A 25,955-nucleotide genomic window follows, 5' to 3' on the forward strand; every position below is an offset into this window, starting at 1 on the left:
TCAGCGCCTTCCACCGCTGGAATCCAGCGCAAGGTTAATGCCGACCGTGAGTATTCCAATCACGACGACCGGTACGATCATCGCAGGCGAACCATATGCCATGCCCAGCATGTTCTCCCGGACCATGGAACCCAGATCAACCTCCGGCGGCTGAACACCAATCCCGAGAAAGCTGAGATTGCTGAGCAACAGCACCGAGTAGATAAATCTCAGCCCCACGTCTGTGATCATCGGGCCTGTCATGTTGGGAAGAATTTCCTTCAAGATGATATAAGGCGTGCTTTCGCCTCTGGCGCGCGCCACGGTCACGAAATCGAGCCGTGCAATCCTTTGAGCCAGCGCACGGCTCGTGCGATATGCCCCGGGCGTGTAAATGACTCCCATCGTCACAATCAGAGCCGTCGTCGATGTTCCAAACACGGCAATGACCAACAGAGCGAAGAGCAGACTGGGAATGGACAAAAAACCGTCTGCCAGCCTTCCTGTCAGGGCCTCCACCCACGGTCTGGCCGTAACCGCTGCAATTCCCAAGAATGTGCCAACAGAACAGGACACTAGCGTAGATGCGAAGCACAGGAGCACTGTGTGCCGAATACCGTTCAGCAACCGCGCCAGTGTGTCCCGTCCAAGATAGTCTGTTCCCAAGAGATGAGCGACTGAAGGAGCCGAAAAGACAGGCTGGCTACCAATCGCGCCCGGATCGTGAGACGAGCACAACGGCCCGAGAAATGCCAGAAGAAGCCAGAACACAATTAGTAGAAGCGCCCGGTCGTGACTGCTGCGTAACTTCCCGATCATGGCGATCATGCTTTTCTCCCTCTCGGCAGAGACAGGATCGTAACAACGTCGGCAAACGTTGTGAGAAAAAGATAGGTCACACAGAAAACAAGCGCACAGGCCTGTACCGTCGGAACATCGCGTGAACTGACAGCATCCACCATCAAGCCAGAAATTCCAGGATATGTGAACACAACTTCAATCACGACCACCCCGCCAAGCAGGGAAGAAAGACTCAGAGCTACGGCATTGACGATCGGTCCGATCGCATTGGGAATGGCATGCACAAGGATCAGTCGTATCGGCCCGACGCCTTTGAGGAGCGCCATTTCGATATAGGGCGCGGACAACGTATCGGCCATGGCAGCACGTGTCATACGCACCATCTGCGCGAGAGTTACGAGCGCAAGGCTGGCGACAGGCATAAAAAAGGCAGAAAGAAACTGCCTGAGCGAATGAACGCTTCCGACGTCTGCCAGTGCAGGCAACAGGTGTAACCGCACAGCAAAAACATACACCGCCATCGTGGCAATCACGAACTCAGGGACGGATACCATCCCCAGCGTCATGATCGAGACGACACGATCATAGACCGTGTCTTTCCAGATGGCAGACGTGATGCCCAAAAAGAGCGAGACAGGGACGGAAACCGCAGCAGAGGCGCCCGCAAGGAGTAGCGAGTTGTGCAGACGTGGCCCAATTGCATCCGCGACGGATAGACCATTCAGAAGAGAGTGCCCAAAATCGCCGTGCAGAACGCCCCAGAGCCAGAACCAGAAACGAAAAAATACAGGCCGGTCGAGACCCAGATCATGCCGCATGACCGCTACCGCCTGCGGCGTCGCGCCCTGGCCTAAGACCGCATCCGTCGCATCGCCAGGAAGGATATTTGTGATGGCAAAAACAGTCACGATCACGAAGACAAGCGACATTGCAGCGGCAAAGAAACGCCGACCAATCAACTTCAGGGTCTGGCTGTTCAAACCTTCTTCCCCCGATTTTCATTGAGCCAGACCGAGCGCGCAAAATCATAGCCCATCAACTGACCAGCCTGACTAGGACGAAGCCCACATACATGCGGAGCATAAGCATCAAGACTATTCGTGAAATTCGGGATACATACCCCCGATCCAGACGAAACAAGCTCCTGCATATCCCAGTAAAGCTGACGTTTTCTGCTCTCATCCCGCGTCGATTTGGCGTCCCGCAGGAGGCCGTCGAAATGCGGATTACGCCAGCGGGATTCATTCCACGGAGACGTGCTGGCAAAACCAAGCTCAAATGTCAGGCTGGGCGCTGGCCTCGGGTTGATATTGCCAAAGCCCAGAGGGGCTTTCATCCAGTACTGCGTCCAATAGCCATCTGCGGGAACACGATGCACGGCCATTTTCTGCCCGATTTGAGATGCTGCATATTGCAGAACAACAGCAATATCGACGGATGCCAATGCAGCAGGAGAACAGACCAGCGGAATTGTTTCGCCCAGAAACCCACTTCGCTTCAGTAGGAAGTGCGCTTTGTCCGGATCGTAAGTGCGCTGGGGCAATTGATGATTGAAGTATGGACTTTCCGGTGGAATGGGCTGGTCATTCCCAACCCGAGAAAAGCCCAGAAAGACGGATTGCCGGATCTGCTCCCGATTAAGAAGGAATTTGATGCCCTCGACAAAGTCCGGCGAGCGTCCATACCTCTGATCCAACCGAATAGATAAGTCCGTGTAAGTCCCCACGGGGCTTTCCACAATGCCGAAACCGCCCTGTTTCAGCATTTGAACAAGCCGCGGGTTGACAGTTGCGATCAGGTCCACATCCCCGGACATCAGGGCATTATGCCGTGCCATCTCATCAGGGATAGCAATCAGTTCAACACTCTCCAGATAGGGTCTCGCACCCCAGAATTCCCGGTTTCTGACGGCTACTGTTCTAATACCTGGTGTAAATTCCTGGCACCGAAAAGGACCTGTACCGTTTGGAACTTTGAAATCTGTTGTTCCAGCTTTCACAATAGCAAAATTACTGATCCCCAGAATGGCTGGAAAATCCGAATTGGGTGCATCGAGAACAATTTCTACCAAAAGCGGCGATACCGCGCGCACAGACTGCATGGTGCGAGCAAGGGCGTATTGTTGCGAGCCCACCCCAGGGTCCTGATGTCTTCGTAGAGAAAAAACGATATCATCTGCTGTCAGGGTAGTTCCATCGTGAAACTGAACATTCCGGCGCAAACGGATTTTCCAGGTTAGAAAATCGTTGCTGTCCAGCGCTTCCGCGAGGGCAAAGCGGGGGTTAAGCCTATCATCCAGCGAGATCAGGCCATCGTAGAACAAATGACCTCGGATATAGTCCGTAGCCATGGATTGACGTGCCGGATCAAGGGTCTCTGAAGCCGATCCAACCGCCCCGGCTACTTTCAGATGCCCACCAGAAACAGGAACTGCCTTCACGGACTGAGACGTCATTCCAGCAACCATAAGCCCTGCCCCTTTCAGAACAGACCGCCTATGAAGGACAGAGGCTACCTGCATTTCCGTTCCTCAGAAAGCGAAGCGCGTGAGCGGCGAGGCATGAAAAACAACAGAGCCAAACATCTGATTCAAAGAAGTCATTCAAGTCTCCGTTGCCATCATGCAAGCCTCGTCGGAGGGCTGCTTTCATTTCGATAGAAACACGGATTGGCTAATTATTTTACTCAAATTGCTTTTCATTGCAGAGAAATCTGCTGAATGGCTTTGACCATGCAGCAGATTCAACGGCGCCCTTAGGCAACCATGACAAGCTCACCGCGATCCGCAGCATCAGCCAGTTCAGCAAGGGTATGATAATGATAATCAGGTGTCGTCAGTTCCTGCACCGCCACAGTACCTCCAAAACCGCCACCAACAGCCTTCCGCCGCTCAATCCAGCACACGGTATAACCTAGCTCCCGGGCAATTCCGATGTCATGGAACTGGCTCTGGGCAACATGCAGCACATCGTCCTTCGTGTAGCCATCTGGCGCAAGCTGTTCCAGCACATAGCTGAAATACTGCGGGTCAGGCTTTTCACAACCACTTTCGTCTACCGTAAACCCCTTGAAAAAAGGGTATTCGAGCGTCTTGTCCATACCATAAAATGCCCATCTCCGTGCATTCGTCATGGCGACAAGATGGAAATGTTTTTGCAATCTTTTCAGAGCTTCCACACTGTCGTTAAAGGCCGGCCATGACGTAGCACTTTGGACAAACGCCTTCTCTTCTCCCTGCCCCGTTGGAAGGGAGAATTTTTCTGCCAGGATCAGATAGATAGGTGCCAAATCTTCTGGAAACAGCAGTTTGTCTGGACGGTTCCGCAAAGCTCGGTATTCCGTTAGAAATGCTTCAAAATCCAGTATTGCACTCTCCTTTCCCAAAATTTGCAGCAGGGCATTTTTCATCCCATTTTCAAAATCGATCAGCGTTCCAACCACGTCGAATGTCAGAACTTTAGGTTTGCGTGTCATGATCTGAATTTTCCTGGAAAAGCTGATTAGAATCCGGTTGTGAAGGAAAGAACTCCAGCAAAGCCACCGCCGACAAAATAGGTCGGTGAACTTCCGGCTATTGTGGTTCCGTAAACACCCTTCGTAGATTTGGCGTTCGTACTGAGGCCACTTACCCCGGAAAGGAAACCATTGTTGCCAATATTCATAAGGTTAAGCTGAACTTGTGGATGCTTGAGATACATATAACTATGAAAGCGATATCCAAAGTTAAGATTGAACGTCTCAAAGGATGGAATGCTTTCATCATCCATAAACGTTGAATACTGTTTGCTGACATAGTTCATATTGAAGGCCCCAAAGAGGCTTCCATCGTCATAAGACAAACCAACCGCAACCGTGACCTTCGGGCTTTTAACGGCAATCTTTCCAGCAGATCGCACGTAGTCATTACCAACCTGTAGGTTGTTATCCGTCGTCGCATGCAAATACTGTGCTGAAACATACGGGCTGAAATGATGCCAAGGACGTAGTCCCATCTCGATTTGTGCACCACGAGCCGTCTGACCACCACCATTGATAGACTCTGTCACGGGCGTACCGCTGGCATACGTCGTCGTATTGATCTGTCGGTTCGTGAAATTATAGTTGAAGAGTGCTAGCGCGACACTTACGAGACCAGTGTGACGATACCCGATTTCCTCTCCAATCGCATATTCAGCTTTGGGGTTAACAGTGTGAGACCGCGTCTGTACTCCGGTAGAGACACTATAACGATCGACATATGACATGATGGAAGCTGGCAGACGAAAGGATGTTGTCCCGTTAACGTAAATCTGGTCATGGGGCGTAATCTTGTAGCTGATGGAGACCTGAGGCAGCGGCGCAGCATCACTCTGCCCATTTTGATAATTCGCACCCGGAATATTCTGGGTCACCTTACGGGTCACCATTGTTTCTTTGAAACCAGCCGTCAAAGTCAGACGATCATTCAGAGCCTTGTAAGTATCGTTTATGAAAAGAGAGTTTGTCTGTTGGATCAGATGAATATTATACTGAGACAGAAGTGAGCCATCCTGCGTTTTAACTGCCCATTGGCCATACATACTGGACACCTGCCCATCCGGACCGAGCGCTTCGTACAGAGACGGCTCGGACTGGTCAAAGTAGGAATACCAATATCCAACAGCTAGCGTGTTATTCCCCTTGGTCCAGGAGAGAGTTGTATTTATTCCACTGTAATACAGGTCATACTTATCGATTGAAACCGCCGAAAAAGAACTCCCGCTACTGGTTCCCGTGTTCTGCAGAGAGCCAGCAGGCTGATTGCCGTAATAGCTGCCATTTCTCGACAGTGTCGTACCGCCGTTATCGTATCCGGTAGCGTAGGTGAAATATGGCGTTGTGTTGAAACTCAGCCCATGGCCAAGATTCAGATTAACCGGTGCGCCGAGGATAAGCGTGCGGTGCACGTTCTCCTGAAGCTTATAGTAATCCGAACTTCCTTTTGTATACTTGTCTGCGTAATTGTAATTCACGCCCTGCTGGCGCCACAGAGACTTTGTAGGGGCGCGCAGATAATATTGAAGAGGATCGTTATAGGACAGGACGAAGGACGCCTTGTTCCCCTCTCCCCACTCCTTCACGAATTTCCCATCCACATGATAACGCCGCGTCTGACCAACACCGCGCCATTCATCAGCCGTTCTTGCCGAAAAGGATAGAAATCCACGAATTCCTGTATGGCCGATATCTCCGGTATCCATACGAATGAACTCTCGCTTCAGGCTAAAAGAGCCATAAGAGAAGTTGGCAAGGCCGCCAAACTTGTGTGACGGATCACGAAGGCTTTCCGTCAGCTCTCCCCCCACCGCGTTGTATAGAGGCGACGTGATGTCAGGCGATCCCTGCGTCAGAGTAATGCTCTGGATGTTTTCGTTATCCGCTGTGGAAGACGTATATGGCAGGAGATAGACCGGAGCAGCAGTAGGAATACCTTCGTAAAGATATCCGATTTCCGTTTGATCCAAACCCCGAACACTCAGCCCCTGCTGATCATCGTTCGTGCCCAGAGGGTCATTCCCAGAATAAACAACCCCTGGAAGACTGGCCACCATAGACACAGGGTTTGCCGTTGGGCTCTGCTTTGCGATGAAGTCCCGCGTGATCCCGCTACGCGACTTCGCCACGGTCTGCGGAGGCATCAGACCACCTCCCGGCGTTGTGTTCGTCACACCCGTAGCTGAGGCTACGCCCCTGTGGACTACGACGCTTTCAGTTGCGTGAGACTCAACATCATGATGCACAGGAGCCGCTGCAGGAGTATTATTTTCCTTAAGGGGGCTTACACCATGGTGCACGACCTTGCTGGAAGGGCGGGCATGCCGGTGATGAGCAACGTCTGCAGCGACCGCCCCTTGCATGGACAGCCAGGTTGAGAGCGTGAGGAGAACCAGGCGTCCCGGCTTCTTTGCCGCTTTTGAGAGAGCCTTGGAACCGAAACATTGAAGAACGAACATTTGCGCTGAATCTGACATGTCTGTTCCCATCGGTAGCGGGCTCTCCTCGAATTCTCAGAGAACCGTATTCGCATTCTTTCTGTCAGACAATTCGTTGCATATTCGGTTCAGTTCATTCTCCCGTTTCCCCTCTTTGAGCGGCATATGATTCCGTTATTGGAACGGTTTCCCCATGTTAATCTTCGGTGCTTATCAAATGCCTGAAGTCAGCGCTTTTGCGATGGCACTCCCTACATCTGACGTCCTGGCAAGGCCTCCCATATCGGGCGTACGGGGAGCACTCGGGGCTGAAAGAACGTCTGTCATGGCTTTCAAAATCAGAGCGGCTGCCTCTGCCTCTCCAAGATGATCCAACATCATGGAGGCTGCCCAGATCTGCCCTATCGGGTTGGCAATATTCTGCCCGAAGATGTCCGGAGCAGACCCATGAACAGGCTCGAACATGGACGGATATTTTTTCTCAGGATTGATATTGGCAGACGGAGCAACAGCAATGGTTCCTGTCATTCCCGGCCCCAAATCAGACAAAATGTCCCCGAACAGATTGCTTCCCACAACTACATCAAATCGCTCTGGAGACATCACAAAACGCGCGGCAAGAATGTCGATATGATATTGATCCATACGAACATCCGGGTATTCCGCACCGATAGCGGCAAAGCGCTCATCCCAATACGGCATGGAATGATACAGGCCATTCGACTTGGTGGCGGATGTCACATGCGGACGGCCCAGCTTCCGCGCCAGTTCAAAGGCATATCGCAGGATCCGGTCGGTACCGAACTTCGTAAAGACAGCACTCTGGACGACGCCTTCTGCCTCCGTTCCCTCTGCAAATCGGCCCCCGACTTGAGAATATTCGCCTTCAACGTTTTCCCGAACGATCCAGAAATCCACATCTCCCGGCTGTTTGTTGGCCAAGGGACACGGAACTCCCGGTAAAAGCCTCACAGGACGCAGATTCACATATTGATCAAACTCTCTACGGATCTTGAGAAGAAGCCCCCATAGGGACAGGTGATCCGGAACACCTGGATAACCCACAGCGCCCAACAGGATGGCGTCGTTCTGCGCCAACTGGCTCATGCCATCTTCGGGCATCATCTGCCCGGTTTTCAGCCAGGTTTCGCAGCTCCAGTCAAAGTGGGTATAATCAAACCCGATCCCACAAAGACGCCCGACAGTGTCCAGCACTTTGATGGCTTCCGGCATAACCTCTTTGCCAATTCCATCTCCCGGCAGAACAGCAATCTTGTAAGTTGGCATGGTCAAACGTCCTGATTGATGCGCAGGCACATGTGGGCGAGTGCCACCCAATAGGCGATGCCGTGCGGAATGATTGTGTCGTCAAAATCGTAGTCTGGAGCATGCAAAGGCGCTGAAGCACCATTTCCCAGCATCACAAGCGCACCCGGCCTTTCTTCCAGCATGAAGCCAAAATCCTCAGAGGCCATGCTGGGTGTCATGTCAGGTACAACCGTACCCCGCGCGCCAACAGCCCGCGCCATAGCGGCACGCGCCAATGTCGTCTCGTTCGCAGTATTTACCGTCACAGGGTACGGTTGGTGAAACTGTACTGTGATGGTCACGTCATGCGCGAGAGCAAGCCCTGCGGCCAGACGTGTCATCCCATCTTTCAGATCATTCAGCACCTGAACATTCAGAGCGCGGATCGTGCCGCGAAGCGTGGCAGTCTCAGGAAGAATGTTGTCCGTTGTTCCCGCATGGAACGTACAGATGGAAAGAACCGCTGGCACCAAAGGGTCTGAACGGCGCGCCACCAGTAATTGGGCCTCCTGAACGAATGCCGCGCCAACAGTCAGTGCATCCCGTCCCAATTGGGGCTGGGCCGCATGTGATCCTTTCCCTTTTATATCGACCAGAAACCGCCAACCACCAGCCATGATCGGTCCTGTACGGGTCGCCATAGAACCTGCTGGAAGGCCAGGCCAGTTATGCATTCCAAAAACACGCCCGGCGGGGAATTTCTCCAATAACCCCTCTTCCAGCATGATTTTGGCTCCTGCGCCCCCTTCTTCCCCGGGCTGAAAAACGAAATGCACTGTCCCGCATTCCGGCGGGTTAAGAGCCAATGCGGCAGCAGCCCCCAGAAGCATCGTCGTATGCCCGTCATGCCCACACGCGTGCATGCGTCCCGGATGGCGAGAGATATGCGGATGATCTCCCCGCTCATTGATCGGCAGAGCGTCCATATCTGCGCGTAAAATGATGGATGGACCGGGTTTCTTTCCCTGAAGAGACGCCACAACTCCGGTTTTTGCCAGTCCTCTGGAGGGGCAGTACCCCAAAGACGTGAGAACGTCCGCCACGATATCGGATGTTCGAAACTCCTCGAACCTCAGCTCAGGATGAGCATGAAGATCTTTTCGCAGGGCGACGAGGTAAGCAAGATCCATGACGTTAGCCCTCAAACGCCATGAGAACACTTTTATAGCGCAGATTGGCTTCAACAGCCTGACGCCCCAGATCCTTGCCAATCCCGGAACCGCCATACCCGCCAGTAGGGATCACGAAGTCTGATGAGCGGCCATACCGATTAACCCAGACGGTGCCAGCTTTCAGGTTCCGCACAGCCCGCATGGCACGCCCAAGATCGGACGTATGAACGCCGGCAGCGAGACCGTAAGTCGCATGAGACGCCAGAGAGAGTGCCTCAGCCTCGTCATCAAATGTCTGGACCGTCAAAACCGGGCCAAAGAGCTCGTCCTTTACGGCCCGCGTCTGCGGCGTGACATTGGTCAGAATGCACGGTGAGAGGAATGCCCCTTCTGAGCCGTTCAGACGGCTGAGAGGAAGAAGCGCAGAGGCTCCAGCCTGCACACTATCCTGAACTGCAAGCTCAATGGATGTCGCCTGTCGCTCTGAGATAATGGGGGAGTACCGTGTTTCGGCCTTTTCAAGCGCACCAGCAACGAGGCCCTGCGCGCGCTCAACGATCTTCTCCACAAGGACATCATGAACCGCCCTCTGAACGATAAGACGCGATCCAGAAACACAGACCTGTCCCGCATTTCCCGTGAAAGCTCTCAGGATACGATCAGCAACACCATCTACATTGCGGATATCATCAAAAACGATCTGTGGACTCTTCCCGCCTAACTCAAGCGTGACAGGCTTGGGGCCGCTCTCCGCTGCCGCCTTCATGATTTCGATGCCAGTTCTTGTGGAACCAGTAAACGTCAGCTTTCCGCAGACCGGATGTCGTGCCAGAGCGTCGCCCGTGATCGGACCCGTTCCCTGCACAACGTTGAACAGGCCGGCCGGAACACCAGCTTCGACAGCCAGCTCCGCCAGACGAACAATCGAAAAAGGCGTCATTTCTGACGGCTTGAGGACGACACCATTTCCCGCCGCCAGCGCCGGAATCACTTTCCAGCTCCCCATGACCAGAGGGAAATTCCAGGGAGCAATGGCCCCAATGACGCCATAAGGCTCAGCCAAGACCAAGCCTAACAAGTCACTCTGGGTCGCAGCGACTTCCCCGCCCAACTTATCAGCATATTCAGCAAAAAAGCGGATGCCCTCTGCCGTAAAAGGCACGTCCCAGCCCGTTGTTTCTGCAATAGGCCGCGTCGAACAGACTGTCTCCAGACGCGCCAGTTCCACAGCATTTTCTTCTACAAGCTCGGCCCAGCGCCTCAGCACACGCCCCCGCTCCCGCGGGGCACAGGTCGCCCAACCCGAACGCATTTGTACATCTCTCGCCAGGCAGACAGCATAATCCACCAGATCCGCACCAGCTTCAGGCAGATGACAGAGCAACCGACCATCCGAGGGCGCATGAACAGGAATGGCGCCCTCACCTTTCAAAAGCTTTCCACCCACAAAATGCGCGTTTGGCAGCGCCACTAGGGCTGGGTCGAAGGTAATGCCTGTCATCATTCATGCCTGCGAAAGACCATTGCGGGAGGGATACAATGTGCGCAGCCGGACATGTGGAGCAAACGGCAAAATACTCACGCGGCACATTTGAATATCCCTGCTATTCCGGCCGCACCAACAGCATTTTATGCTCCGAATATTGGCTTTTCTTGCATTACATATCGCAGGCTTTGCGCGATGATCACATTCAGGATCAGGACAGGAATCATCATGGATACGCCACGTCTCGTCTCGCTTGACCGCGAACACCTCATCCATCCCGTCTCGTCATGGCAGGGGCACGAAGCCAGTGGGGCGACCATTCTCGAATCTGGCAAGGGTGTCTGGCTGACGGACAGCAAAGGCCACCGTCTTCTGGATGGTTTTTCTGGCCTTTGGTGCGTCAATACCGGTTACGGCTGCGAGAGCGTTATTGAGGCAGGTCGACGTCAGCTTGAGAAACTGCCCTATGCGACGGGATATTTCGGCTTTTCAAATGAGCCCGCTATCGAATTGGCAGCGCGGCTGACACAGCATGCTCCGGGGCACCTCAATCACATCTATTTCGCTCTTGGTGGTTCTGATGCGGTGGACAGTACGCTCCGCTTCATTCGTTACTACCAACATGCACGGGGTACGCCCGAAAAGCGCCATGTCATTGGGCTACAGAAGGGCTATCATGGCTCGTCCTTCGTTGGCGCAGGCCTGACCGCGCTTCCGGTCTTCCATCGTGATGCAGATGTCCCACTCCCGTGGCAGCATCATATTCCAAGCCCCGATCCCTACCGCCACCCTGCTGGACCGGACGCTGAAGCCATCATCCAGGCTTCGGTACAGGCGTTCCATGATGAAATCGCAAAGATTGGCGGTCCACAGCATGTTGCAGCCTTCTACTGCGAACTTGTTCAAGGGTCCGGCGGCGTCATTATCCCGCCAAAGGGCTGGGCGACGGCAATGCAGGCAGCCTGCCGCGCGCTGGATATTCTGTTTGTCGTTGATGAAGTCATCACGGGTTTCGGGCGGACTGGTCCTCTCTTTGCCTGCGCGCATGAGAACATCGAACCGGACATGATGACCGTCGCAAAGGGTCTGACGGCTGGCTACGCTCCAATGGGAGGCGTCTTTATGTCTGATACAATCTACGAGACGATCCGTGACAAGACCCCGCCAGGTATCTCCGTCGGACATGGTCAGACCTACAGCGCCCATCCCGTCAGTGCGGCCATCGGCCTCGCAGTTCTGGACCTCTATGAAGGTGGCCTGCTTGAAAACGGTACGCGTGTTGGTGCGCATCTTGCGACGCGTTTGCGCGGTCTAGGCAATCATCCACTCGTCGGCACAACCCGGTCTGTTGGAATGCTTGCCGGCATCGAACTCGTGACCGACAAAACTACCAAAACCAAGCCGGATGCCCAGCTTGGAATTTCCGGAAAACTCAGCCGCTATGGCTATGAGCAAGGTATTCTTTTCCGGGCCTTTGGTGACGATGTCATCGGACTTGCCCCCCCGCTGTGCAGCACGATCGCCGAAATGGATCAACTCTGTGACGGCATTGTCTCGGTACTGGACCGCGTGATGGAAGATCCGGCCGTCGCCAGCGCTCTCAAAGCCTGACCACGCCAATGGAGGAAACAGAAGGTTGCCCCATCATGACACCTGAAGTTTCCCCCACTGGACCGGCAACCCTGGATGATCTGCCTGCTAACGGCTTTCATTCAAAACTCGCCCTGATTTCTGCCGGGGGACCGTTCTGTGACGGCTACATCCTCGGGATCATCGGTATTGCGCTCCCATCCATCGTGCGAGAACTTCATCTCACAGGCGCGGAGACAGGCCTCGTAGGCGCGGCTGCTCTTCTCGGCGTTCTGGCAGGCGGAATGCTGGGGGGCGCGGTCTCGGATCGCCTTGGGCGACGGCCTCTTTTTACGTTAAATATTGCAGCGTTCGTAGTCTTCTCCCTGTTGCAGGGAGCGTGCTCCGGTCTTGTGCTATTGGTAAGCCTTCGCTTTCTGCTCGGTGTAGCAGTTGGTGCGGACTATCCAATTGCGACGTCTTACGTCGCAGAGTTCATGCCACGTAAACTCCGCGGCCCAGTTCTTTCCGGGTTAATTCTCGCCTGGTGGGTTGGATATACCGCGAGCTACGCCGTGGGCTATGGGCTTTCCTTTTTCCCCGACATCTCTTGGCGGATCATGCTGGTCTCCAGCGCTGTTCCGTCAATTGTGCTCTTCTGCCTGCGTATGGGATTGCCTGAGTCTCCCCGCTGGCTGGTTCAGCAGGGACGGACCGAAGACGCAAGAAACGTTATACGCGAGCATCTGAAGGCTGACATACTCCCCAGTGTAGAACATCAGGGGCAGCTCTCCCTGCTTCAGATCATTCGATCTCCCTATCGCGGAGCACTCGTGTTCGTCAGTGCGTTCTGGATCCTGCAGAGCGCTCCGGGATTTGCCATCCACACCCTTCAGGCTCAGCTCCTGCATCAGTATCACGTCCAGAACGCACTTCTTGGATCTCTCTGCATTACCGGATTGACCATTCTGGGGATCCTGCCCGTCACTCTGGGGCTGATCAATCTGATGGGGCGTCGCCTGTTACTGATCGGCACTTTTGCAATCAGCATGCTGGGCCTTTTGCTCCTCGGAGTTTCAGCCACCCCTGCCAGCTGGATAATCTTTTCCGGGTTTATTCTTTATTCGGTGTCCGAGGCAGCAGGAAGCGGCCTGCAGTTTGTCTATCCTAACGAGCTGTTTCCAACAGCCATCCGTGCCAGCGCGGTCGGTATGGCCTGCTCCTTCAGCAGACTGGGTGCAGCACTCGGAACGTTTCTGCTTCCTCTGGGATACACGCAATTTGGGATGCAACCCATGATGCTCATAGCAGCCAGCTTTATGCTGGCAGGACTGTTCATCAGCTGGATGTGGGCTCCAGAAACAAAGAATGCGTCCTTGGGAGAACCTCCCTCCCAGACTCAACCGCCCTCTCCTTCCATCTGTACCTCCTGACGGAGATCATTCCATGAAACTTGTTCCCTACTGGCTGGATAGTATTTCACCTGTATCAGGTACTGCTCTGTCTGAGTTTCCTATCCGTGCAGATGTCGTGGTTGTAGGCGGCGGCTTTACCGGCCTTTCAGCAGCTCGAACCCTAGCCAAGGCCGGCAAGACTGTTGTCGTCCTCGAAGCAGACCAGATTGCATGCCATGCCTCCGGCCGAAATGGCGGACACGTCAACAACGGGACGGCTGGAAATTTTCAGAGCATGGTCGGAAAATATGGCCTGGAACAGGCCGTTGCACTGTACCGGTTCTTCGATGATGCTGTGGATACGGTCGAGCAGATCGTCACGACCGAAAACATCGACTGTGACTTCCGTCGATGCGGAAAGCTGAAAGTCGCCTGGACGGAAAAGCATCTGGCAGGCCTGCGCGCGGATCAGGACGCCGTAAAACAGCATGTTGACCCGGAAACTGATCTTCTCGACCGCCATGCCGTCGCCGCGGAAATCGGTGGCTCGACAACATTCGCAGGTGGGATGTTATATCGCAAAAGCGCACAGATGCATGTCGGAAAATTTGGGAGTGCGCTTGCAGCCAATGCCATGTCCGCGGGTGCAAAAATCTTCGAAAACACGCCTATGACCGCCCTTCGCCGTGCGGGCAACCTGTTTGAAGTCTCCTCTTCCTCAGGCGTTATTCAGGCACAGAATGTACTACTGGCAACGGGAACAAGCCGGAGAGCACCAAACTGGTTCCGGCGACGCGTCATGCCAGTCGGCAGCTTCATTGTTGCCACGGCACCCATGTCGGAAGATTTGTTTTCCCGCATTCTCCCCGGACGCCGCAATGTCGTCACAACGCGGAATATCCATAACTACTTTCGAACAACCGCAGACCGACGCTTGATCTTCGGCGGCCGGGCCAATTTTTCGCAATCCAGCGAAAAGTCTGACATTCAGTCAGGGCAGATCCTTCATTCAGCGCTAACGGAGATCTACCCTGAACTGGAAAGCACTGAAATCGACTATTGCTGGGGGGGCAACGTCGACATGAGCGTGGATCGCCTACCACATGCTGGTGAATGGAATGGCGTCACCTATGCGATGGGCCTGAGCGGACATGGTGTTCAGATGTCCGTCCATCTTGGCCATCTGCTAGGACAAAAGCTTTCCGGAGAACAGGTTGATATTCCTGTGTGGAACCGTCCATGGCAGCCCATCCCAGCTTACGGACTTGCAACGCATTTCATGCCCGTCGTGGGTGCCTATTATCGCGCCAAGGACAGATATCTCTAATGTGTTCAGATAAGCCTGCGGGAGAGTGATCCTCCCGCAGGCTTGCTATCTTTATAGGCCAAAGACGCCGGGCAGCCCGCTGATGTCCTTGATTTCTTCATATTCATAAAAGGGATTAGCTGGTTCATGGCCCCGGTTAACCCAGACTTTTGACCGGATCCCCAGATCGTAAGCGGTCATGAGATCATAGCGGAAAGACGATGATACGTGTGTGATGTCTTCTGGCCCACAGCCGAGAACATCAAGCATATATTCAAAACCGTTCATCTGAGGCTTGTAAGTCCCCGTTTCCTCCGCCGTGATGACCTTGTAAAACGGTGCACCCAACTTCTCGACATTCGACATGATTTGGCTGTTCATGGCGTTGGATAAAATGACCAGGGGGATTTCCTTGGCAACTTTGGCAAGACCCGCAGGCACATCAGGGTGAGGCCCCCAGGTTGGAACCTCATTGTAAATCTGCAAGGCATCTTCCTCACGGAATGTCACGCCATTCTTCTTGCAGGTCCGCTCCAGAGCATTGTGCACAATCTCCGCATAGGGTTTCCATGCGCCCAGCACCTCGTCGAGCCGGTAAGCAGCAAAATTCTTAATGAAGAGCTGCATTGCCTGCTCACTCAATACTTCACCATAGATCCTACGGGCCGCACCAGCCATATCGAAAAATGTCAGAGTGCCGTAGCAGTCAAAGGTAATGAACTTGGGACGGAAGGTCATATACGATTCCTTGTGAGGCCATTACTGTCTGGCATATTCGTTATGATGCCGCCTTCAGGCCGATAGTCGTTATCAGGTTTTTATTGTTTGACGCAGGAAATTTCATATTCAAACAAGGATGCAGCACGCTCTGCTGCACAGGTTTGAAAATCAGGATCAGAACCGGCGCAGAACGCAGCACATTAGATCTGCAATTCCCCACTGTGTGAGATCTTCCATGAGCCTGCTTCTTCCTGTTCAGACAAGCCCGGACTTTACCCCACGTGAATCCGTATCGACTCCAGAACGTCTTATTTCAGGCTCTCCAGCTTTCAAGACATGGGCGTTGGATACGTCCCGCAACGGGAATGTTCGCACAGGGGTATGGGAAGCCACTCCCGGCACAACCAAATCCATTAAGGGTGAAGCTTTCGAATTCTGCCATATCCTTGAAGGCCTTGTCAGAATCACAGAAAACGAAGGAGAGTCCTATCTCTTCAAAGCTGGAGACAGCTTCATTATGAAGCCCGGTTTCGTTGGAACGTGGGAAACTATCGAAACAGTCAGAAAGATCTATGTCTTCGTGGAATGACTATATGCCGTGTCCCTACTGAACCAGAGCTGAACTTTGCAATACTCTGCCATTCAGCAGCAGGTTTGCAGTGTCAAAAACTGCCTGAATGCCCCTACACTCGTCCGCATACAGCACGGAGACTTTCATGCCTGCCCCACTGCATCTGATTCAGACCAGTTCCAGCGTTCCAGCAGAAGCGGATGTTGTTGTTGTCGGCGCTGGAATTGTGGGAGTTTCAGCAGCCTACTGGCTCGCCAGAGCGGGAATGAAGGTCGTTCTTCTAGAGAAAGGCACGGTTGGGGCTGAGCAGTCCAGCAGGAACTGGGGATGGTGTCGCCAGCAAAATCGCGATGCACGCGAGCTCCCCCTGTCCACCCGAAGTCTTTCTCTTTGGGAAGACATGACAGCAGACATCGGTGAAAATCTTGGCTTCCGCCGCTGTGGATTACTGTATCTGACGAACAGTCAGGCAGAACTGGACGGATGGGCACGCTGGGGTGAATTTGCCAGAGGCGAAGGCGTGGACACTAGAATGCTGAACGCGACTGAAGCAGCACAACGAGGGAACGCTACACACCGGAAATGGCTTGGGGGCGTATGGTCGCCGACTGATGGCATCGCGGACCCGTCACTCGCCGCGCCCATGATTGCCAAAGGGGTCCTCAAACACGGTGGCCACGTCGTTCAGAACTGCGCGGCTCGCGGCGTTGAATTGGCAGGCGGAGCTATCTGCGGCGTTGTGACGGAACGTGGAACCATTCGGACAGCGCAGGTTGTCATGGCCGGAGGCGTCTGGGCACGATCTTTCCTGAATCAGGTTGGGGTTAACCTTCCGCAAGCGTCTGTCCGGTCGTCAATTCTTTCCGTCAAACCAGGTGCATTGGGCCTTCCAGACGCTCTTCATACTCACGATGCATCTGTCACAAGGCGCGGTGATGGTGGCTACACCCTCGCTATTTCCGGCAACGGTCGTGTAGATCCCACTCCCGGGATATTGAAAAGCGCCACAGAATTTCTTCCAATGTTCGCCCGACGGTGGCGTCACCTTGCACCCGGCGATTTTCAGGGTTGGCGTTATGGTTTCGACACCATCGCCAAATGGAAACTTGATCGGCCGACACCTATGGAAAAAACACGTATCTTGGATCCCAAACCAGATGCTGGAACCATTCGTAAGACCCTAAAAAACGCCCATGCACTCTTGCCTGCCCTGAAAAATGTGTCTGTTCAGGCCGAATGGGCAGGATACATTGATAGTACGCCAGACGGGGTTCCTGTTATTGACCCTGAAAGTGGCGTTCCCGGTCTCTTCATTGCGGCCGGTTTTTCTGGGCATGGCTTTGGCATTGGGCCCGGTGCTGGACATCTTATCGCCGATCTCTTGTTGGGTCGGGAACCAATTACCGAAGTCGAGCAATACAAACTTGCCCGCTTTAAAAAATCCGCTTGGGGTAAAGTATCGGATTTCTAGGCATACATTTATCATCAGACCAAGCCATGTGCCCCGGTGAGTTGCCTTTTTTATTCAGGTACACCGTTGGCAATGCTGGCCCTTTTTAACGCGGACCAAGAAAACCATTGCTTGATGTTTCGGTGAACTGATTTTCAGGATTACAGGATACTGAAGACGGGTGCTTTTGCGATGTTTTTGTTGTCTACTTGTCAGAATGTCACACCAGTTTTTACTCCAAACACAGTAATCATATTTTTCTGAGTGTACCCGCCAGGATCTACCCAAAACTGAACATTAGGCTCGAGATAAAGCCATTTTGTTGCTTGAAACGTATAATCCGTTTCAATCGCAAATTCCGAATTACGTCTCGGCCCTTTTTTGCCGTCCTGATACCAATATAAAGTCGCCAGTCGGGAATTAACGTGGTTGGTTCCGAACGCGAGTGTGACAGCATCATTCTTTCGGCCAGGAAGACCAAGATAACGGAGGCTTGCTGTCACCTGAGACGACACAGGCCCTGTTTCCTTATCCACCATTGTCAATGTGACGTAGGCTGTGAGGCCTTTTGTAACAACAGCATCCTCCCCTGGTTTCTCTGTAAATGTGCCCGTCAACTGCTGCTGGAACCACAGATATCCACCATGGCTTCCACTCCTCTGAAGCATTGACATCCCCGCCAGAGTTGCAGGCCTTCCATCATTTGCCAACAGCACGTCCGGTGCCGCAGCAGTGTTGATCCATCCCCCAATGCGATAAGCGCCTGGATAACCGTGCGGGCCAAGATGAACACGTACACCCGTTTCAAATGGGAGCAGAACGCCAGTTGCGCCATGCAGATAACCTATGAACAGGTAATTATCGAGGTTTCGATCATTCTGTTCATACGCACCCACCTGAAAGTACCAATGCGGATTATTATACTTTACAAGTCCGCCCCATACGCTGACAGGCCAGTTATACCAGCGACTTCCATCCATATTCCCCGTGGTTGCGCCACAGAAGTAATTAATCATCGTCAAGCAGGGGATATTATCAAAATCAGCACCGGTAGGCAGTCGCCCCACCTTGAAACTGAAGCCACCTCCCAGGTTCTGGTTATACCAGAGCTGGGTTAATCTGGTCGTCTGTCCTCTTCCCCACACTTCCTGAGGCTGCTGTAACGTATACAGACCTGCATCGGTGATCAGGTTACGACCAGAACGCCAAGTAAAGGTGAAGTTAAAAGATGCCCCTTTCCAATGAAGGAGCTTTTCGGCATTCACATCAAGTCCAGCAGTGATCTGATTTGTCTGTGCGGCAGTTCGCCGGTCCCCACCGCTGACATTGCCTGCAGTCTCGTTCGTCCAACTTGCTCCCAGTTCGACCCCTTTATTACGCAGATATGTCCTTGCACCACCCCATTCTCCTGTCATTGTCGGAAGGGAGTTTGGACCGTTATCAAACAGAGAATAGCTTGCATCGTCGCTTTCATTGCCATTTGTTGGCTCTGCGGCCATGGCTTCACCAAATATGCCGACAGACAAAGCAACACAGCACGACAACGCTCGGGAAACGCTGAAGCGGTCCATGAGATTACCTCTACATTTTCGGTAAACGCACAAAAATTGCGCTGTTACTTAGAGCTTATATATTCAAGATAATATTGGCTTGAATACCTATTCAGATCCGGGAAGAGAACTTCCCGGATCCTATTAAATAGTATTTGTTCCGCCAATATTATGGGAGAGTGTAAGCCATCACGTAGTCACCACGGTTTGCATTGGTGCCGGTACGCGTAGCACCGCCAACGACAACCACAACATACTGCTTACCGTCCTGACCGATGTAAGACATCGGAGCTCCCTGCCCGCCAACCGGAAGCCGGTCACGCCACAGTTCCTTGCCTGTGTCATTGTCCAAAGCACGGACATAATAGTCCAGAGTGCCATGGAAGAAGGTCAGGCCACCCTTGGTAACAAGCGGCCCGCCCATTGTTGGCATGCCTAGTGGAATGCGCACACCCGGGACAATACCGTGGACAGGAGCATCCTGAATGCTACCCATCGGAACCTGCCATTTGGTCTTTCCTGTCGTCAGGTCAATCGCTGTCATGCTGCCGAAAGGCGGCTTGAAGCATGGAACGCCCAGAGGCGACACAAACATTGAGCGCTCAACACCCCACGGCGTACCGATCTGCTCTGAGTATTCACCCTCAGCGCTCGGCTTCAAACCAATGCGCTTGGCTTCATCCTGCTTGATGAAACGGCCCCACTGCGCCATACGAATATCGTTGACAATCAGCGTTCCGGTCGAAGCGTCAATTGCGCCACCGCCCCAGTTGGAACCACCGTAATAGCTCGGATAGATCAGAGTACGCTGCTTGTCAGAGAGAGGCGTGAACTCGCCCTTCCAGCGCATCTGCTTGAACTGGATCCGGCAATACAGCTGGTCAAGGATCGTACCGCCCCACATATCGGATTCCTTGAACGGCGTTGTGCCGATCGAAATCGCGGAGAAAGGCTGTGTTGGAGAGATACGCATGCCGGGCATACCGTCCGTTGGAACCTTACGATACTCCACCGGGACAACTGGCTTACCATCACGACGGTCCAGCACGAAGACTTCACCACGCTTGGTCAGCTGAATAATGACCGGCGTCGTAGTGCCATCCTTGCCCGGGAGGTCGTAGAGGATAGGCTGAGACGTCACGTCATAGTCGAATTGGTCGTTATTCGCCGTACGGAAGTGCCAGTGCTCTTTGCCGGTCTTGATCTCAACCGCAACGATGGCGTCTGTGTATTCATCCGAATAAGGGAAGCGGTCACCGTTCCAGAAATCAGGTGTCTGGTTGCCAGTTGGGAAATAAGCCAGACCCAGCTTGGGATCGTAAGCTGCAGTGCCCCAGAAATTCGGAGTTTGCGGAGCATAATGCTCGCCGGGAGGTAGCGGTGTGCTGTCCTTGGCGCCGCGGGAAGCATCCCAAGCCCACAGAAGCTTGCCTGTGCGAACGTCATAGCCGCGGACGACGCCAGAGGGTTCGCCAACAGAAATGTTATCGTTGATCTTGCCGCCAACCATAATGACGCCATCCGCGACCAACGGTGCAGAGGTCAAATAATACGATCCATTTTCCGGAGCGTCCGTCAGACCTTCAAGAAGGTTAACAAAACCATGATCGCCAAAATCTTCGCATGGTTTGCCTGTTTCGGCATCTACTTCGAAAAGGCGAGCGTCATTGGTGTTGGAGACAATTCGCTTACGGCATGCAGCCGATAGAGCTGCAGCGTCCTGCGGAGGAGCTGCCTGATCCGTTCCTGCCTGATCCACAGCAGGTTGAAGATCTTCAGGCGGAAGCGTGGAAATATCAGCATATCCAACGCCACGGCAACGCTTCCAACCTCGATTGCTGTCAGTGATCCGCAGCTTGGGATCAAAGCGCCACCGCTCCTTACCGGTGACCGGATCAATTGCAATCACCTTATTGAGCGGTGTGCAAAGATACATCGTGTTATCGACCTTGAGCGGCGTAACCTGATATTCTGATCCATCAATAGCAAGATCACCCGTATGGTAGGTCCAGGCCAGCTTCAGATCTTTGACGTTGGATTTATTGATCTGATCGAATTGAGCGAAACGGTTACCCGCGGTGCTACGTCCATATGCAGGCCAGTCATTCCCGCTGTCTTGCCCTGCCTGTGCCTGAATGACAGGAGCAGGCCCGGAAGACTCAGCCACAATGGTCGGATGCGGGAAAAACATTCCGACAATAAACGCACCAAGTGAGCCAAGCAGAGCAATACCCAGACTGTTTGCAACTACGCGCGGAAGTGCCGGACGGCCGTCTTGCCGCGATAGTCGACGTGCAAGGGCCGTGACAATCAATGCAATAATAATGAACGCCAGAAGACGGGGTACGAGTTGCCAGAAATCAAACCCGACCTCCCATAGTGCCCAGAGCACACTGACGGCGAGCAATGCAAGCGCTGTATAAAGAGCGAATGCAGCACGTTTATAAAGACCAAAACTAATAGCAATAATGGCCGCGCCTGCTAATAAATAGAATGGTGATCCTCCGAGGAAGAGCAACCAAAGGCCGCCAAAAACCAATGTCAAACCTAGAACTACGCCTAAAAATTCAACAACCCAAAAGGCTGCTATTTCCAAGGTGCGCATCAGGAACTTCTCCCATCCCGTTATGCACGGGATCAACGACAGTAAATTTTCTTACGGTCTGGTCTAGAAACATCCCATTGGACGTGTTCGGTCTTCAGGGCGCGGAAACGGCCATGGACAACAAACATTTTCGCGAGTTACCCCCAAAAAGGAGGGTGCGATGGGTATGATTTTTAACCAGTCAGTGGTCATTATCTGTATCACCCAGCGGGTGAATATCAATCAATTCCTGCCCCAAAACAGGGGCCGTTAAATCACAGTGTGGAGAGCAGTCCTTGAAAAGCGATGAAAACAGCATGCAGGGCGTGAGCCGTGCCGCGGCGATCCTTAGAGTGCTTTCAAGCGCTCACGTAAGTCTGGGGTATATTGCAAAAGCAACAGGCCTTCCCCGGTCGACTGTTCAACGGCTTGTCAACGCTCTCGCCGTTGAAGAATTGGTAGAAGTCACCAATGACGGTATCTCGCTGTCTTGGGGGATCATGCGACTAGCGGAGGCTGCGCAGTCCAGCCTGCTCGACAAGTTCCGAAGCGCGATCGAGACCATGTTTCAGGAAACGCATGAGACTGTCGATTTCAGTACGGTCTATGGAAAAGAAGTAACGTATATTGAAAAAATTCATTCCGATCAGGAAATTCGCGTTGTCCCCAAAGCCGGGCGCCCAATGCCTCTACATGCGATGTCAAACGGCAAAGCCATGCTGTCCATTATGTCGAAATCTGAAATACAGGCTCTTATTGGTTCACAACCACTCAAAATGACCTCACATACAAAAACTAACGTGAAAGATATTCTTAACGAAATCGAGACCGTAAAGGCGACGGGATACGCTTATGATTTCGAGGAGCATAGCGAAGGAATTTGCTGTATCGCCACGCCTATCGTTCTTCCTGGCCACAGGCCATACGCGATCTCAATTACTGTTCCCTTTTTTCGTTTCGAGCAAAATCTTCCCCTATTCCGAGATGCCCTTGATCGGTGCAAGAATAAAATAGAACGTTCTTTTGGTAAAAAATAACTATGAAATTGAACTGTTCAATAAAAAATACGGAACGCATTGTATTTTTCAATACATCTGCGGTCCGTATTTACTCATCTGGAAAATCTAAACAATTATTTTCCGCCGAGCTCCCCTGTCAGGAATTGAGCCCTTCCCAGCCCGAAGGACCAGTGAGCGTCTTTATTCTCGACCACAGACACCATGACATCTGAGGAAGAAATACCACATTCCTTTTCCAGATATTCCGTAAGCAATTTGTAGAACAGAGCTGTCTTCTCTTCGCCACGAGGACGACTGAACATCTGAACCACCACAACCTTTTCAGTGCGGGGAATTCCCAGACCGGTATCTTCCACGATCATGCGGGAAGGCTTGTACTCAGACACAAGCTGATAACGGTCGCCGCGCGGAACCTCGAAGGCTTCCAGCATGGCTTCATGGGCGGCGTCCAGAAGTGTCTTGATTTCCGCATCCGTGCGGCCTTCAAGCATATGAAAATGAAGTAATGGCATGGTATTTTCTCCAGCTTTAATTGAAACGGTTCAGGAAATCGTCTGCCATTTCTGTTCCCGGTGGGAACGAACAGCCGTATCGATGATTTTCTGAATTTCCCATGCTTCCCGGAAGTCAGGAGTGCTGGGCTCGCCACGATCAATGGCACGAATGAACTCTGCCATTTCGATTGTCTTGATATCGTTGAAGCCAAGGTGATGACCCTGCGCAACACAGAACGCGCCATAAGGCGAATGTTGCGGGCCAGTCTCGATCAGTCGGAACCCGTTTGATCGGCTATCGTCACCAGCCTTGTAGTAAAGCAGTTCGTTCATGCGCTCCTGCGTGAACGACAGCGCACCCTTGCTTCCGGAAATTTCAAATTCCAGCTGCATTTTGCGCCCTGTTGCCAACCAGTTAGCCTGGATGGTTCCCGAACATCCCCGTTCAAAATTGACGATCATTCGAGCGACATCATCCACGTTGATATCTTTAAGTTCGGAAGCTCCCGGATAAGCAGGACGCTTCTTCACCACCGTATCAAGCTGGGCAAAGATCGACGTCACAGGCCCAAGTAAGAAACGGGCAATCGAAATGATGTGACTTCCGACATCTGCCAGCGCGCCCGTTCCGCCGGCCGGATCGCAACGCCAGCTATAAGGAGACAGAGGATCAGACATAAAGTCTTCCGCGTGGATCCCGTTAAAGGCGTAAATCTCCCCGAGTTCTCCCGATGCTATAAATTCACGAGCATATTTCAGGAGAGGATTCTTCAGATAATTGAAGCCACTCTGCGTCCTGACGCCAGCCTTTTCAGCCGCCTGAACAATCTCCCAGGCTTCAGATGCGGTCGGGGACAGCGGCTTTTCGCAATGAACGTGCTTGCCTGCGGCAATAGCAGCCAATGCCATTTCACGATGCAAAAGCGTAGGCGTCGTGATGGAGATGATATCGATCTCCGGATCATTGACGAGTTCCCGCCAATCCTGCGTGCTGGAGGCAAAACCAAACTGCCGCTGGAAAAGACGCGCGCGCTCCCCATCAATATCTGCGATCCTGTGCAGGACTGGCCGGAAAATGTCGTCGAAAACGTTTCCTGCGGCCTGATAGGCCAGAGCATGGGCCTTCCCCATGAAACCCGTGCCAATCAGACCAATCTTCAATGTATTCACAAACTTCACTCCTGGCCTGAGACGGCTGGAACAACTGGGGTATTGATAGGAGAGACCTGAGACGGCGCTCCTCCTGGGCGACGGCTGAGCATGACGGCTTCAATTTTCTCAAGCGATACGCCTTTTGTTTCAGGCACGAACTTGAGAACAAACCACATGCACACAAGGCACAGTCCGGCAAAAAGCCACATGGAAAATGCACCGTGGAAATGATCATTCAGAAACTTGTTGTCGCTCAGCATGGGGAAGGTCTGGCTGACGCCGAAATTCATGATCCACTGGCAGGAAACTGCAATGCTCATTCCGATGGAACGGATGGCATTTGGAAAGACTTCAGCAACCAGCGTCCACGTGACAGGGCCCCAGGACATGCCGTAGGCGAACATGAACAGGAGCATTCCGGTAAGCGCCAGAAGGCCGGTTGTCTGCGTGTAAAGTGCCCATGATACGATCAAGAGCCCGATGCACATCGCAACCGATCCAACACGGATCAATGGCAACCGCCCTTTGCGATCAATGATCCACGCTCCCAGAATAGCCCCGGCAACAGACACCACGCCGATCCAGATCGTCTGGAACAAAGCCGCCTGAATGCCGCCGCTGGTGCTCTTCAGAACCATAGGAGCGTAGTACATGATGACGTTGACACCCGTGAGCTGCTGAAGCAGTGCAATCATCGCCCCTACAAAGATAATCCACTTTGCGCCGTCCCGCTTCAGAACGGACACGCTGTTGCGTGCATCAAGTTCCATGCTGGAGACGGACTCACGGATTTCACCCAGCAACGAATGAGCGTGCTGTTCATTGGAAATCCGCTTCAGCGTCGTGAGTGCCTCTTCATCACGCCCACGCAGAACATGCCAACGGGGTGATTCCGGGATCAGGAAGATCGTGGCGCAGAAAATGGCGCACGGTACGATTTCTGATGCAATCATCCAGCGCCAGCCAACATCTCGCAGCCATTCGGTCGAGGCACTTCTCGCGATCAGATAGTTCACGATGAAGACGACAACCTGGCCAAGAACAATGGCAAACTGCTCCATTGTCAGAGCACGACCACGCATGTCCTTAGGTGAGACTTCCGACATGTACATCGGTGAGACTGCCGAAGCGACGCCCACCGCAACGCCACCAATCATGCGGTAGATAACAAACCACAGAAAGCTGTGAACGAGCGCTGCGCCGAGAGCCGAGATCGTGAACAGGATGGCACATATAAACAGCGTGACACGCCGCCCCAGTCTGTGCGCCATCCAGCCGGACAGTGCAGCACCGATGATGCAGCCAACCACCACGTTCGAAACCGCCCATCCCGTCTCTGCCGGAGAGAGCTGGAAGTAGTCGCGCAGTGAATCAATTGCGCCCGAAATGACGGACGTATCATATCCGAAGAGGATACCCCCGAGCGCTGCGACGGCGCAGATACGAAGAACATATTTTACGTCATGCCGCTCTGACTGAACGAACACGACATCCTTGATACTCGCCATG

20 protein-coding genes are annotated in these 25,955 nt (G+C 53.1%); 6 read left to right on the forward strand and 14 right to left on the reverse strand.

Annotated features, from left to right (window positions below; translation table 11 throughout):
* The 8 genes from R5H23_RS04255 to R5H23_RS04290 form a co-directional block, all read right to left on the reverse strand.
* Positions 1 to 807, reverse strand: coding sequence for an ABC transporter permease (locus R5H23_RS04255; protein ID WP_317214506.1), 807 nt, complete (start codon positions 805 to 807; stop codon positions 1 to 3).
* Complete coding sequence (locus tag R5H23_RS04260) at positions 804 to 1,760, reverse strand: ABC transporter permease (RefSeq protein ID WP_211515491.1); 957 nt, start codon at positions 1,758 to 1,760, stop codon at positions 804 to 806. Before R5H23_RS04260 ends, R5H23_RS04255 begins: the two co-directional genes overlap by 4 nt.
* Complete coding sequence (locus tag R5H23_RS04265; RefSeq protein WP_317214508.1) at positions 1,757 to 3,301, reverse strand: ABC transporter substrate-binding protein; 1,545 nt, start codon at positions 3,299 to 3,301, stop codon at positions 1,757 to 1,759. Before R5H23_RS04265 ends, R5H23_RS04260 begins: the two co-directional genes overlap by 4 nt.
* A gap of 233 nt (positions 3,302 to 3,534) precedes the next feature.
* Positions 3,535 to 4,254, reverse strand: coding sequence for an HAD-IA family hydrolase (locus tag R5H23_RS04270; protein ID WP_317214510.1), 720 nt, complete (start codon positions 4,252 to 4,254; stop codon positions 3,535 to 3,537).
* A gap of 26 nt (positions 4,255 to 4,280) precedes the next feature.
* Positions 4,281 to 6,770 carry a TonB-dependent receptor gene (locus tag R5H23_RS04275; RefSeq protein ID WP_317214511.1) on the reverse strand — a complete coding sequence of 830 codons (2,490 nt, stop codon included), beginning with the start codon at positions 6,768 to 6,770 and terminating at the stop codon, positions 4,281 to 4,283.
* 174 nt (positions 6,771 to 6,944) lie between these two features.
* On the reverse strand, positions 6,945 to 8,018 hold the full coding sequence (locus tag R5H23_RS04280; RefSeq protein ID WP_317214512.1) for a tartrate dehydrogenase: 1,074 nt from the start codon (positions 8,016 to 8,018) through the stop codon (positions 6,945 to 6,947).
* 2 nt (positions 8,019 to 8,020) lie between these two features.
* Positions 8,021 to 9,169: an amidohydrolase gene (locus tag R5H23_RS04285; protein WP_317214513.1), complete on the reverse strand. Its 1,149-nt coding sequence runs from the start codon at positions 9,167 to 9,169 to the stop codon at positions 8,021 to 8,023.
* 4 nt (positions 9,170 to 9,173) lie between these two features.
* Positions 9,174 to 10,655: an aldehyde dehydrogenase family protein gene (locus R5H23_RS04290; RefSeq protein WP_317214514.1), complete on the reverse strand. Its 1,482-nt coding sequence runs from the start codon at positions 10,653 to 10,655 to the stop codon at positions 9,174 to 9,176.
* 210 nt (positions 10,656 to 10,865) lie between these two features.
* Between R5H23_RS04290 and R5H23_RS04295 the strand changes: the two genes are divergently transcribed.
* Genes R5H23_RS04295 through R5H23_RS04305 form a run of 3 tightly spaced genes read left to right on the forward strand, consistent with a single transcriptional unit; the run spans position 10,866 to position 14,927 of the window.
* Positions 10,866 to 12,248 carry an aminotransferase class III-fold pyridoxal phosphate-dependent enzyme gene (locus R5H23_RS04295; RefSeq protein WP_317214515.1) on the forward strand — a complete coding sequence of 461 codons (1,383 nt, stop codon included), beginning with the start codon at positions 10,866 to 10,868 and terminating at the stop codon, positions 12,246 to 12,248.
* Between the two features lie 35 nt (positions 12,249 to 12,283).
* The gene (locus R5H23_RS04300; protein ID WP_317214517.1) at positions 12,284 to 13,639 is read left to right on the forward strand and encodes an MFS transporter; all 1,356 of its coding nucleotides are present in this window, start codon (positions 12,284 to 12,286) and stop codon (positions 13,637 to 13,639) included.
* Between the two features lie 13 nt (positions 13,640 to 13,652).
* Positions 13,653 to 14,927 (forward strand): FAD-dependent oxidoreductase, encoded by a 1,275-nt coding sequence (locus R5H23_RS04305; RefSeq protein WP_317214519.1) that lies wholly within the window; start codon positions 13,653 to 13,655, stop codon positions 14,925 to 14,927.
* Between the two features lie 51 nt (positions 14,928 to 14,978).
* Here R5H23_RS04305 and R5H23_RS04310 read toward each other — a convergent pair whose 3' ends face one another.
* Positions 14,979 to 15,644 (reverse strand): haloacid dehalogenase type II, encoded by a 666-nt coding sequence (locus tag R5H23_RS04310; RefSeq protein WP_086634350.1) that lies wholly within the window; start codon positions 15,642 to 15,644, stop codon positions 14,979 to 14,981.
* A 217-nt stretch (positions 15,645 to 15,861) separates the two neighbouring features.
* On the opposite strand from R5H23_RS04310, the gene R5H23_RS04315 reads away from it, so the two are divergent.
* A complete protein-coding gene (locus tag R5H23_RS04315; protein WP_317214520.1) occupies positions 15,862 to 16,215 on the forward strand; it encodes a cupin domain-containing protein in 354 nt (117 codons plus the stop codon).
* A gap of 127 nt (positions 16,216 to 16,342) precedes the next feature.
* Positions 16,343 to 17,668 carry an FAD-binding oxidoreductase gene (locus tag R5H23_RS04320; protein ID WP_317214521.1) on the forward strand — a complete coding sequence of 442 codons (1,326 nt, stop codon included), beginning with the start codon at positions 16,343 to 16,345 and terminating at the stop codon, positions 17,666 to 17,668.
* Between the two features lie 191 nt (positions 17,669 to 17,859).
* On the opposite strand, the gene R5H23_RS04325 is transcribed toward R5H23_RS04320, so the two are convergent.
* Positions 17,860 to 19,218 carry a carbohydrate porin gene (locus R5H23_RS04325; RefSeq protein WP_317214523.1) on the reverse strand — a complete coding sequence of 453 codons (1,359 nt, stop codon included), beginning with the start codon at positions 19,216 to 19,218 and terminating at the stop codon, positions 17,860 to 17,862.
* A 148-nt stretch (positions 19,219 to 19,366) separates the two neighbouring features.
* Positions 19,367 to 21,802 carry a membrane-bound PQQ-dependent dehydrogenase, glucose/quinate/shikimate family gene (locus tag R5H23_RS04330; protein ID WP_317214525.1) on the reverse strand — a complete coding sequence of 812 codons (2,436 nt, stop codon included), beginning with the start codon at positions 21,800 to 21,802 and terminating at the stop codon, positions 19,367 to 19,369.
* A gap of 275 nt (positions 21,803 to 22,077) precedes the next feature.
* Between R5H23_RS04330 and R5H23_RS04335 the strand changes: the two genes are divergently transcribed.
* Positions 22,078 to 22,818 (forward strand): IclR family transcriptional regulator, encoded by a 741-nt coding sequence (locus R5H23_RS04335; RefSeq protein WP_317214526.1) that lies wholly within the window; start codon positions 22,078 to 22,080, stop codon positions 22,816 to 22,818.
* 95 nt (positions 22,819 to 22,913) lie between these two features.
* Here R5H23_RS04335 and R5H23_RS04340 read toward each other — a convergent pair whose 3' ends face one another.
* Genes R5H23_RS04340 through R5H23_RS04350 form a run of 3 tightly spaced genes read right to left on the reverse strand, consistent with a single transcriptional unit; the run spans position 22,914 to position 25,954 of the window.
* Complete coding sequence (locus R5H23_RS04340; protein WP_317214527.1) at positions 22,914 to 23,312, reverse strand: tautomerase family protein; 399 nt, start codon at positions 23,310 to 23,312, stop codon at positions 22,914 to 22,916.
* Between the two features lie 30 nt (positions 23,313 to 23,342).
* The gene (locus R5H23_RS04345) at positions 23,343 to 24,464 is read right to left on the reverse strand and encodes a Gfo/Idh/MocA family oxidoreductase (protein ID WP_317214529.1); all 1,122 of its coding nucleotides are present in this window, start codon (positions 24,462 to 24,464) and stop codon (positions 23,343 to 23,345) included.
* A gap of 5 nt (positions 24,465 to 24,469) precedes the next feature.
* Positions 24,470 to 25,954 carry a sugar porter family MFS transporter gene (locus R5H23_RS04350; protein WP_317214531.1) on the reverse strand — a complete coding sequence of 495 codons (1,485 nt, stop codon included), beginning with the start codon at positions 25,952 to 25,954 and terminating at the stop codon, positions 24,470 to 24,472.
* Position 25,955 lies beyond the last annotated feature (1 nt).

This window comes from Gluconobacter sp. GP1 (assembly GCF_032913585.1).
Taxonomy (GTDB): domain Bacteria; phylum Pseudomonadota; class Alphaproteobacteria; order Acetobacterales; family Acetobacteraceae; genus Gluconobacter; species Gluconobacter cerinus.

Excerpts from the sequence above, each read along its gene's own strand:
- R5H23_RS04265 (WP_317214508.1), bottom strand. The coding sequence starts at position 3,301 with ATGCAGGTAGCCTCTGTCCTTCATAGGCGGTCTGTTCTGAAAGGGGCA.
- R5H23_RS04285 (WP_317214513.1), bottom strand. The coding sequence starts at position 9,169 with ATGGATCTTGCTTACCTCGTCGCCCTGCGAAAAGATCTTCATGCTCAT.
- R5H23_RS04315 (WP_317214520.1), top strand. The coding sequence starts at position 15,862 with ATGAGCCTGCTTCTTCCTGTTCAGACAAGCCCGGACTTTACCCCACGT.
- R5H23_RS04280 (WP_317214512.1), bottom strand. The coding sequence starts at position 8,018 with ATGCCAACTTACAAGATTGCTGTTCTGCCGGGAGATGGAATTGGCAAA.
- R5H23_RS04275 (WP_317214511.1), bottom strand. The coding sequence starts at position 6,770 with ATGTCAGATTCAGCGCAAATGTTCGTTCTTCAATGTTTCGGTTCCAAG.
- R5H23_RS04320 (WP_317214521.1), top strand. The coding sequence starts at position 16,343 with ATGCCTGCCCCACTGCATCTGATTCAGACCAGTTCCAGCGTTCCAGCA.
- R5H23_RS04325 (WP_317214523.1), bottom strand. The coding sequence starts at position 19,218 with ATGGACCGCTTCAGCGTTTCCCGAGCGTTGTCGTGCTGTGTTGCTTTG.
- R5H23_RS04270 (WP_317214510.1), bottom strand. The coding sequence starts at position 4,254 with ATGACACGCAAACCTAAAGTTCTGACATTCGACGTGGTTGGAACGCTG.
- R5H23_RS04305 (WP_317214519.1), top strand. The coding sequence starts at position 13,653 with ATGAAACTTGTTCCCTACTGGCTGGATAGTATTTCACCTGTATCAGGT.
- R5H23_RS04300 (WP_317214517.1), top strand. The coding sequence starts at position 12,284 with ATGACACCTGAAGTTTCCCCCACTGGACCGGCAACCCTGGATGATCTG.
- R5H23_RS04330 (WP_317214525.1), bottom strand. The coding sequence starts at position 21,802 with ATGCGCACCTTGGAAATAGCAGCCTTTTGGGTTGTTGAATTTTTAGGC.
- R5H23_RS04350 (WP_317214531.1), bottom strand. The coding sequence starts at position 25,954 with ATGGCGAGTATCAAGGATGTCGTGTTCGTTCAGTCAGAGCGGCATGAC.
- R5H23_RS04290 (WP_317214514.1), bottom strand. The coding sequence starts at position 10,655 with ATGATGACAGGCATTACCTTCGACCCAGCCCTAGTGGCGCTGCCAAAC.
- R5H23_RS04310 (WP_086634350.1), bottom strand. The coding sequence starts at position 15,644 with ATGACCTTCCGTCCCAAGTTCATTACCTTTGACTGCTACGGCACTCTG.
- R5H23_RS04255 (WP_317214506.1), bottom strand. The coding sequence starts at position 807 with ATGATCGCCATGATCGGGAAGTTACGCAGCAGTCACGACCGGGCGCTT.
- R5H23_RS04295 (WP_317214515.1), top strand. The coding sequence starts at position 10,866 with ATGGATACGCCACGTCTCGTCTCGCTTGACCGCGAACACCTCATCCAT.
- R5H23_RS04340 (WP_317214527.1), bottom strand. The coding sequence starts at position 23,312 with ATGCCATTACTTCATTTTCATATGCTTGAAGGCCGCACGGATGCGGAA.